We start from the raw sequence: 1,442 nt of genomic DNA, 5'->3' as shown, positions 1-1,442 counted from the left end.
AGTTCGTTGGGGACCCCGGATATGGGGCACCTGGTGTATGGGCGATCCTGATATCCCGACTTCCCCAGCAATTTTCCATGTACACTTCCGGCATCACCGCTATGTCGAGTCTCCAGGACACTCTTATCCTCGAACAACAAATTGCGCGCCTGCAGGCGCTGCTCGAGGCTTCGCGTCAGGTGCACTCCACCATTCAGGCGAGTGAGGTGCTGCAGCAGACTGCGCGTATCGTTGTGCGCGAGCTCGAGATGGAAGGAGCAGTCTTCCTGGCGCCGGACGGCACAGCAATGGCCAGCTACGGGGAAGCACCCGAATTGCCCTTCGATGGCTGTCCTCGGTTCGCCCTGCTCTCGAAGGAAGGCGCCAGCCTCGCTACGCTGATCGTCGCCACACCACAGAATGCGGATCTCTCGCTGTACGAGCAGGATTTCCTTGAAGGCCTGGTGTTGCAAACCGCCGTTGCGCTGGAGAACGCAACCTTCCACGAACGCAATCTGCAGTGGGCTCGCGTACAACAGGACCTGGACGCTGCCCGGCAGATCCAGCGTTCACTGCTTCCCAAAGCCATGCCGCAGATTCCCGGCTTCACCATCGCCGCACGCTCCACCACCTGCTACGAGGTTGGCGGCGATTATCTGGACACCATCGAGCTCCCTGACGGATCGCACCTTATGGTCGTTGCCGATGTCGCCGGCAAGGGACTAGCCTCCGCCATTGTCGCCACCATCTTCCGTGCTGCCTTCCGGTCGCTGGCCAGTCGCGCGGTATCTCTCGCCGAGATGGCGGCACAGGTCGGCCAGCAGCACTACGATGAAGGCAGTGAAGCACGACGCCGCTATGTGACGGCGATTCTGCTAAGACTCGATCCCAGGACAGGCGAAGGAGAGATTGTGAACTGCGGCCATAATCCCGGCATTCTTCTGGAGCCGGATGGTAGCCTGCGCATGATCGAGGCCTCCGGACCTCCGCTGGGCATGTTGCCCGGCATGACCTATACGGCAGAACCGATCAACGTTCCCGCAGGCGCCCGTGTGCTGCTTTACACCGATGGCCTCAGCGAGGTCTTCTGCGGCGAGGATGAGTTTGGCAGCGAGCGGCTGGCGACGGCCTTTCAGCAGCTTGAGACACGCGATCCGGAGGCGATGCTCGACGCAATCTGGGCGGCGCTCGCCGCCTTCTCCAACAACGCACCACCAACCGATGACATGACCGGCCTGGCCCTCTGCCATCTTGAGGCAGCAACCGCATGAAGAACGGAAGCGCCGTCGAAGTAACCCTGCCCTCCGAGCTCGGCTTTGAAAAAGTAGCCATGAGCACGGCCGCAAGCATGGCCCAGCTGATGGGCTTCAGCCCCGACCGTATTGAAGACCTGAAGACGGCCGTTGCCGAGGCCTGTATCAATGCGATCGAGCACGGCAACCAGATGAACGACACGCTCTCCG

2 protein-coding genes are annotated in these 1,442 nt (G+C 61.3%); both read left to right on the top strand.

Features of this window, described 5'->3' with window-relative positions:
• Positions 1-1,250 (top strand): PP2C family protein-serine/threonine phosphatase (locus AB4043_RS25405; protein WP_442308508.1); only part of this gene is annotated, 1,250 nt, incomplete at its 5' end.
• On the top strand, positions 1,247-1,442 hold a 196-nt coding region (locus tag AB4043_RS25400), incomplete at its 3' end, for an ATP-binding protein (RefSeq protein ID WP_442308507.1). The genes AB4043_RS25405 and AB4043_RS25400, both read left to right, overlap by 4 nt.

Source organism: Terriglobus sp. YAF25 (genome assembly GCF_052113305.1).
Classification (GTDB): domain Bacteria; phylum Acidobacteriota; class Terriglobia; order Terriglobales; family Acidobacteriaceae; genus Terriglobus.
Note: the sequence above shows the minus strand (reverse complement) of the source record. Positions and strands in the feature narration are given on the sequence as shown.